Below are 7,032 nucleotides of genomic sequence, written 5' to 3'. Positions count from 1 at the left end.
GGGTCATCTTTGGCAGCCTGGCCATTCCACTGGCGTTGTCCGGCAACTGGACGGCCGTGGCCTGGAGCCTTGAGGGTGCAGGCCTTGTATGGGTGGGTGTCCGTCAAAACCGATGGACGGCCCGTTCATTTGGGCTGCTGCTTCAGATCGGATCGGGTGCCATGTTGGTGCTTGGCAGCCACGGAGCCTGGAACGAGACGGCTGTTTTCAACAGTCGATTTCTGGGCGGCATGATGCTGGGCACCGCGGGTCTGTTTTCCGCCTTTTTCCTGGAACGCCTCGGGGCGCGGCTGCATCGGCTGGAACGGCCCTTTGCGGTCGCCATTATGGCCTGGGGCCTGCTCTGGTGGTTCGGTACCGGATTGGAGGAGATCGATCGCCGGTTGGTCCGACGCCATGAACTGGTCGGTTCGATGACATTCATTTCCCTCAGCGCAATGGCCATGGGAGCCCTTTTTCGGCGGTTGGACTGGAAGGGGATGCGCTGGCCGACCATTGGATTCCTGCCCGTCATGGTCCTGGCGGCGGCTGCGCTTTTGGGTCAATACGACGTCGAGCATCCTTTCAAGGGGTGGTGGATCGTCGTTTGGCCATTAAGCGTTGCGGTTCATTTTTATCTCCTTCGCCGCATGGAAACCGTCTGGAATGAGACCATCGCGCTGGGATGGCACGTGGCGGGGGCGCTGCTGGCCATTTGGTTGCTGGGCTGGGAAGCCTCATGGCTGCTGAATCAGCTGGCCGGCGGTGGCCGGGTCTGGGCCTTTATTACCTGGGGGGGGCTTCCGGCCGTCGCCGTCGTGGCGTTGATCCGGTTCAGCAATCTAAACCACTGGCCTTTCGATCCCTGGCAGAAGGCGTACCGTGGATGGCTGCCAACCTTGCTGGTTCTCGGTCTGATGGGTTGGACGATGATGGGCCTTGGCCTGAACGGTGATCCCAGGCCTTTGCCCTACCTGCCGCTGCTCAACCCCCTGGACCTGGTTCAGATATTCGTATTTCTGGTTGCCGTCAGCTGGGTGCTGTGGGTGAGTCGTGAGCTGGTTGCCCCGGCTGCGGGCCTGCCGCCTACGGTGTTGTGGGGAACCCCAGCAGCAGGGATTTTCCTCTGGCTGACGGCCGTCGTGGCCCGTACCGTCCACCACCAGACCGGCGTGCGTTACGACGGGGATGCTCTGTTCCGATCCGATCTGTTCCACGCGGCAATAGCCGTGTTGTGGGGGCTTTTGGCGCTGGGGTGCATGGTCGCCGCCAATCGCCTGAAAAGACGGGTGGTGTGGTTCACCGGAACCGGTCTGCTGGCGGTGGTGGTCGCAAAGCTTTTCGTGGTCGACCTATCGGGTTCGGGCACCGTCTCCCGGATTGTTTCATTTTTGGCGGTGGGAGGGCTGATGCTGGTGATTGGCTTTTTTACCCCATTGCCTCCGGTGGAATTGAAAGGAGAACATAAATGAGAAATTGGCTGTGGCTGGTGTTGGTGGCATTTTTCGCCCCAACGGTGTCGATGGCGGACACCACCGTGAATGACTTTGCCTACGGCATTAAGATCGACGTGCCCGCCGGTTCGGCCGTTGCCGCCATGAGCCTGCCCGAAGAGGTTTACGAAAGCGCCTACCGAAGGGATCTGGGAGATGTCCGGGTATTCAACGCCAGCGGGGAACCGGTGCCGCACATGATCCGATATGCCCAGACCCAGCCGGCTGAAGCGCCTTGGCAATCGCTCTTATTTTTCCCGCTTCCACCAGACGCGACATCAGAGGCCGGCGGTTACCGGGTTTATGTGCGTACCGGACCGGACGGGGCCGTGGTGCGCGTCGATCCCCGATCTTCGAACGCATCGGTGGAAAACGCGCGGTCGTTTCTGATTGATTTGAGCCGTGTCGGGCGTAGCCTTGCCCAGCTGCGATTGGAATGGCGACGGGGTGAATCCAATCTGATGGCTACCCTGGCCGTGGATGCCAGCGATGACCTGGTGGACTGGACAATGGTTCAGCAGCGATCGGCGATTTCGGACATTCGGCATGGTGGCCGCCGGTTGCTCAGCAACACCATCTCTCTGAATCCGACCACGAAGCGTTACCTGCGCCTGCGGCAGATGGATTCCGGGCCGGCGATTTCTCTGATTCGAATCGAGGGCCGGATCAAGCCGGAAGGCCGGACGGCCATTCGTGTTTTTTTCAAGACCGACGGCCAACCCGTCCCCGAATCACCGGGTGTATACGAATACCACAGCACCGGGGTGTTTCCGGTGGACCGGGTCAACCTCATCTTCGACCAAGCCAACAGCATGGCCGAAGCGGTGGTCGAATCCCGTGATGATGCCAAGGCTGCCTGGACCCGGCGAGCCAATGGCCTTTTTTACCGCATCGATGTGGACAATACCGCTTTAACCAGCGCCCCTCAGGCCGTGCCTGTTTCCATGGATCGCCTCTGGCGGCTTACCGTTGACGCAAGCGACAGCACCATCGGCAGCGCCGTTCCCCAGTTGGAGCTCGGCTACCGTCCCCACGACCTATTTTTCATTGCCCGGGGCAGCGGCCCCTTTATCCTGGCTTTCGGCAGCGCCGCAGTTGAGCCGCTGAAGGTAAACGTGGCCGCCCTTTTCGACGGCATCGGCCGGCATCGCGATAATAGTCTCGAGCGCTGGGTGATGCCGCGAGACTCACGCATGGTTTTAGGCGGCCCCCAGCGGCTGACGCCGCTTCCGAAACCGCTGCCGATGCGACGGATCGTGCTGTGGTCGGTGCTGTTGGCCGGTGTGCTGGTGGTGGCCGTCATGTCCTGGCGGTTGGCCCGACGATTGAAGCAGTAGGCATTGGTCAGCTCAAAGGGATAGAAGATCAGAGAATAAGAGGGACGAAGCTGAAGGTTCGTGAGAGCATGAGGGCGTGAGGGCGACTCGCGCCTTACGCCTTACGACGAACGTCTTACGTTAAAAACCGGGTGACCGAAAACGCGCTTCACCAAACACTTAACACGTAACACCGAAAACGGTCTATCGACCAATCCAACCAATCGAACGAATTGAACCAATCAACCACGTTGTTTCTTTTTCTATTGACTTTCCGGTTGGGGTCATAAGAAATTGCCAAATCGGTTATAACCCGTTGCGATGATTATCCAAGGCCAACACGCGTCAGGAACCAACAAACGATGAAACAGGTCAACATTGCCATTTTAGGCTGCGGCACGGTGGGTACGGGGGTGGCCCGATTGCTGTTGCAAAACGGGGATATCATCCGTGAGCGCATCGGATGCACACTCAATCTTAAATATGTAGCTGACATAGACACGCAAAAGGAACGGGGCCTTGCCTTGCCACCCGGTGTGATGATCCCGGATGCGGCCGTGGCCATCGCCGATCCCACGGTCGATATCGTGGTGGAGACAATCGGCGGTGAGGGGATTGCCAAACAGTTGATTCTCGATGCCATCGGTAAGGGCAAACATGTCGTAACCGCCAACAAGGCCCTGCTGGCTAAACATGGCAATGCGATTGTCGCCGCTGCCACCGAACAGGGCGTCGACCTGGCCTACGAGGCCAGTGTGGGCGGCTGCATGCCCATCATCAAGACGGTCAGGGAATCCCTGGTGGGCAATCGGATCTGCGCCATGATCGGCATACTCAACGGCACCTGTAATTACATCCTTTCCAAGATCACCGACGAGGGCCTGGTTTTCGAAACCGCCCTGGCTGAGGCCCAGGCCAAGGGTTATGCCGAGACCGACCCGACCCTGGACGTCGAGGGCCAGGATGCGGCTCACAAGCTGGCTATTCTCTCGGCCCTGGCCTTCGGGATGAAGATCAATTTCGATGATGTATACATCGAGGGAATCTCCCGAATCACTCCTATGGACATCGAGTTTGCCGCGCAGTTCGGCTACCGCATCAAGCTGCTGGCCATTACCAAGTTCGACGGCCGGGCCGTGGAGGCCCGGGTTCATCCGACCATGATTCCGTTCGACAACATGCTCTCCAATGTCAACGGCACTTTGAATGCCGTCAGCGTCTCGGCAGATGCGGTGGGAGAAATCCTGCTCTACGGCCACGGGGCTGGCATGATGCCCACGGCCAGCGCCGTGGTCTCCGACCTTGCGGACATCGCCAGAAACCTGGCTTCTGACGGCGCCGGGCGGGTGCCGGTCATGGGTTTCCAGCCGGCCGAGATCCGGACCATTGCCGTGATGCCCATGGACGACATCGTCACCCACTATTACTTTCGCTTCGATGCCATGGACCGGCCCGGGGTGTTGGCCACAATCGCCGGCATCCTGGGCAAATATGCCATCAGCCTGAAATACGTTCACCAGAAGGGAAGAAAAACCAACGGTTCGGTGCCCGTGGTCATGCTGACCCACCACGCCCGGGAGGCTGACGTGATCCGAGCATTGGCTGAAATCGGTGCCCTGGACGTGGTCGCCAGCACCCCGATGCTGATCCGCATCGAAGACGACAACGGGCAGGAGTAATTCCACGGAGGTTTCATGCATGTAATCTGTTCAGACCTGGAAGGCGTATTCGTCCCGGAAATATGGATTAACGTGGCCGAGCGCACGGGCATCGATGAATTGCGTCTCACCACTCGGGACATTTCCGATTATGATGTGTTGATGAAGCGGCGGATGTCCATCCTCGACGCCAACGGACTCAAACTTAAGGACATCACCGACGTCATCGCCACCATGGACCCGCTGCCGGGTGCCCGGCAGTTTCTGGACTGGCTGCGGGCCCGCACCCAGGTGATCGTTGTTTCTGACACCTTCGTTGAATTTGCCCGGCCGTTGATGGAAAAGTTGGGCTGGCCCACCCTGTTGTGCCATAGCCTGACCATCGACGGCAACGGCGCCATCGCCGATTACAACCTGCGGCAGACCGACGGCAAGCGCAAGGTGGTTCAAGCCTTTAAACGTTTGAACTTCCACGTGCTGGCCATGGGAGACTCTTACAACGATGTCAACATGCTTAAAGAGGCCCACGAGGGCTTTCTTTTTCGCCCTCCCCAGAATGTGATCGATGAGTTTCCTCAGTTTCCTGTAGCCACAACCTACGACGAACTAAAGGACGTTTTTGGCAAGATGCTGAAAAGGGATTGAAAAATTCGGAAGTGAGGAATTGAGGGGTTGACAAATTGACAGATCGACGGGATTGGAGCCTTTCGAACCCAGAACCCAGAACCCAGAACCCAGAACCCAGAACCCAGAACCCAGAACCATGAATCCACAACCCACCACCCTTTCCCACAGCACCTCCTACCGGGTGATCTACGGCGACACGGACACCATGGGGGTCGTCTACCACGCCAATTATCTGCGCTGGTTTGAGATCGGTCGAACCGAACTGTTTCGCCACTTGGGATTGCCCTACCGCGAGATCGAAGCCCGGGGGCTCATGCTTCCGGTTTCCGAGGTCAAATGCAAATATCTCACTCCCGCGCGTTATGATGACCTGATCGTGATCGAAGCGATTCTCAATACGGGGTTTCGCGCCGGCATGCAGTTCGACTACACGATAACCAGTCAGGACGGCGCCGTCATCCACACCACTGGGTATACCCGGCACGCGTTTATCAATGGCAAGGGGAAGGTGGTCCGCCCGCCGGCCTTCATTCGTGACCTGATCAAGGGCAACATGCAGGATTGATGAATTGGAGAATTGAGGTGTCAGGGGATTAAAAGATTGACAGAATAACGGAAGTGACGTCTTTTCAACCCACCAGAACCCAGAACCCAGAACCCAGAACCCAGAACCCAGAACCCAGAACCCAGAACCCAGAACCCCGACCATGCCCTTCACCATCCAGGAAAAACCTGACGGATTGATTTTTAAGATACGCGTCCAGCCACGGTCTTCTAAAAACCAGGTCGCAGGCGTATACGGCGATGCGTTGAAGATCAATCTCACCGCACCACCCGTGGACAATGCCGCCAATAAAGCCTGCGGGGTATTCCTGGCGGGGCTGTTATCCGTGGCCAAATCAGCAGTGACCATCGTCTCCGGCCACACCGGCCGAAACAAACAGGTCATGGTTTATTGCCAGAAGGATGCCAGCGAACGGGAATCGATCAAAACGGTGATCATGTCCTGGGTAAAAACATAGTGTTCTGCATCTGGTCTGCCTGACCGGCCAAGCAACCGGGAACAATGGCGTCAATGACCTTTTTAATTATTTCACCGATTCGGCTGTTGACAACCACAGAAATTTCTCTTATTATTTGCTTTTCAAAATTGATGCGGGGTGGAGCAGTCTGGTAGCTCGTCGGGCTCATAACCCGAAGGTCAGAGGTTCGAATCCTCTCCCCGCTACCACTATTATTAAGGGTTTACGGCTTTTCACCGTGACCCTTTTTTATTGGAGTGTGTCGTAATGGTGTCGGTTTTGGAAAACCACGCAATCACCTTGGCAGGTGAGCCGTCCTTAACACCTCTTTTTTGTCTTCCTGCTTTCCACCCCATCCTGGTTTAGCCCCTTTGTCCCATCCCCCTGCAGGGTCTTTTTTTATTGACATGTTCGGTCCTTCGGATGGACATTAGTTTTAACCCAGTGAAAATTTTCATTCCAGTCATCAAAATTTTTGATCGGAGATAATCATATCTTGATGATCTCATATTCAACCTAAGCAGTTTTTCCATCATGGTGTATCAATAACTATTGTCTTAGGGGGGGAAATGAACGCACACATTAAAAAACAATCCCGATATGTCTGGCTATGGTTAGTCCTTTTTTCACTAATTTTTCCTTTGTCATCAGCTACAGCAAAAAAAGAATGGAATAAAAAGAGTACCGTCAAAGTGATGACTCAGAATCTGTATCTTGGTGCCGATATTTTCAGGGTCGTTGAGGCAGCATTCATTCTTGACGATGAGGGCAATTTAATACCAAATCCAAATCCAACAGCAGTACCATTAGCAGTTTTTGATGTTTTCACGACTATGCTGGATACTGATTTTCCTGAACGTGCCGAAGCCATCGCTGGGGAAATAGCTAAATACAAACCAAATGTTATAGGACTTCAGGAAGCATCAACTTATTACAT

Annotated in this window: 7 protein-coding genes and 1 tRNA gene; all 8 read left to right on the top strand. The window is 56.0% G+C overall.

Translation table 11 applies throughout. The features are described from left to right. A partial coding sequence (locus tag ABYV26_RS17490; RefSeq protein WP_372682643.1) for a DUF2339 domain-containing protein occupies positions 1–1,451 on the top strand: 1,451 nt, incomplete at its 5' end. After that, entirely contained in the window at positions 1,448–2,809 is a 1,362-nt protein-coding gene (locus tag ABYV26_RS17485) for a DUF3999 domain-containing protein (protein WP_372682642.1), read from the top strand. The genes ABYV26_RS17490 and ABYV26_RS17485, both read left to right, overlap by 4 nt. Before the next feature lie 341 nt (positions 2,810–3,150). Beyond that, positions 3,151–4,467 carry a homoserine dehydrogenase gene (locus tag ABYV26_RS17480; protein ID WP_372682641.1) on the top strand — a complete coding sequence of 439 codons (1,317 nt, stop codon included), beginning with the start codon at positions 3,151–3,153 and terminating at the stop codon, positions 4,465–4,467. A 15-nt stretch (positions 4,468–4,482) separates the two neighbouring features. Further along, positions 4,483–5,091: a bifunctional phosphoserine phosphatase/homoserine phosphotransferase ThrH gene (gene thrH, locus ABYV26_RS17475; RefSeq protein ID WP_372682640.1), complete on the top strand. Its 609-nt coding sequence runs from the start codon at positions 4,483–4,485 to the stop codon at positions 5,089–5,091. Between the two features lie 118 nt (positions 5,092–5,209). Next, entirely contained in the window at positions 5,210–5,638 is a 429-nt protein-coding gene (locus ABYV26_RS17470) for an acyl-CoA thioesterase (protein ID WP_372682639.1), read from the top strand. 142 nt (positions 5,639–5,780) lie between these two features. Beyond that, positions 5,781–6,095, top strand: coding sequence for a DUF167 domain-containing protein (locus tag ABYV26_RS17465; RefSeq protein ID WP_372682638.1), 315 nt, complete (start codon positions 5,781–5,783; stop codon positions 6,093–6,095). Positions 6,096–6,227: 132 nt separating this feature from the next. Beyond that, positions 6,228–6,304 (top strand) — tRNA-Met (locus tag ABYV26_RS17460). Between the two features lie 360 nt (positions 6,305–6,664). Then, positions 6,665–7,032: hypothetical protein (locus tag ABYV26_RS17455; protein ID WP_372682637.1), on the top strand; the 368-nt coding region annotated here is incomplete at its 3' end.

It is taken from the genome of Desulfosarcina sp. (genome assembly GCF_041551955.1).
Taxonomy (GTDB): Bacteria; Desulfobacterota; Desulfobacteria; order Desulfobacterales; family Desulfosarcinaceae; genus Desulfosarcina.
This window is presented reverse-complemented; position numbering and strand designations above follow the sequence as displayed.